Below are 1058 nucleotides of genomic sequence, written 5' to 3'. Positions count from 1 at the left end.
AACAGCCCAATGATAGGAACCGTGTGCCTATTAATAAAACAATCCCTGCCGAAATCAAGCGAGGAGACAGATGAAAAAGCGATTTATTATAACAGGAATGATTATCCTTTTGGGAATAATAAATTTAACTCTAACGTCTAACTTTAGTTGGGGTTCTGGGACTCAAGATTCAACTGTTCAAAATCCTCTACCTGTTTCAAAAGCAGAATATCTGACAATTATTGAATTATTAAAACAACAAATTAAAACAAACGAAAACCAAATCGAAAACGCAAAAAAAATCCATCAGTCTATAACAGGAAATAGAATACAAAAACCAACAATAGGAGAGAATAAGAGTTTTTTCATACAAGATTCGCCTTCTATCTACCCAGAAACGAGGCAAAACTACGAAGGCCTGATTGTTGAGCAATTTCAAAATCTTGTCAATTCTATTCTTGGGCAAGAGAAAAGAACCAACTTCTGGAACTTGCCGAATCATGAGATGCGCGACATAATCAATACGCGTCTTAAATATAGTGGAATTGTCGCTAAAGCTGTAAGTTTGCAAACTTTCCAAGACGCAGAGAACCGCTTTATACAAATCGTCGATTTCTTAGATAAGGTAAATAAAACAAAAGATCTGAAAGAAGTTTTTGAACTGCAAACAGTCATCAAGACCATGTCAGCCATGCTCCAAAATGAATATACAAAGCTACAAATGGTCAGAAATTTAAGCGATAACGAAGAGAGTCTTATCGAAATACAAAAACGTAAATTGTATGGAAAAATTATAAACTCTAACAACCTAGGTGTGCCTAGAATAAAATTTAACTAATAAAGCTCTTTACAATATTTGCTTTTTTTCATGAAAACAAAAACCATGTAGAAAGTTTAGTACTATCTGAACAATTCAGAAGGGCATAAAGGTTTTATCAAAGCCAAGATATCGTAATGCAAATACTTAGGTAATGTATAAATGCGAATAACGCGTTTAGCATGTATCTATGTTTCAAGGTGATAAAAAGTTGAAACTTCGTTAAAGAGGAATTCCATGGACTTTACAGTGTTCACGCAAC

General features: G+C 33.8%; 1 protein-coding gene. It reads left to right on the top strand.

The window, feature by feature from the left end; all coding sequences use genetic code 11:
- Positions 1-70: 70 nt before the first annotated feature.
- Positions 71-817, top strand: coding sequence for a type IV secretion system protein (locus ACFINF_RS09320; protein ID WP_375620603.1), 747 nt, complete (start codon positions 71-73; stop codon positions 815-817).
- Positions 818-1058: the final 241 nt, after the last annotated feature.

The organism is Bartonella sp. TS25HLJMH, assembly GCF_042193505.1.
Classification (GTDB): domain Bacteria; phylum Pseudomonadota; class Alphaproteobacteria; order Rhizobiales; family Rhizobiaceae; genus Bartonella; species Bartonella grahamii.
This window is presented reverse-complemented; position numbering and strand designations above follow the sequence as displayed.

Excerpts from the sequence above, each read along its gene's own strand:
- ACFINF_RS09320 (WP_375620603.1), top strand. The coding sequence starts at position 71 with ATGAAAAAGCGATTTATTATAACAGGAATGATTATCCTTTTGGGAATA.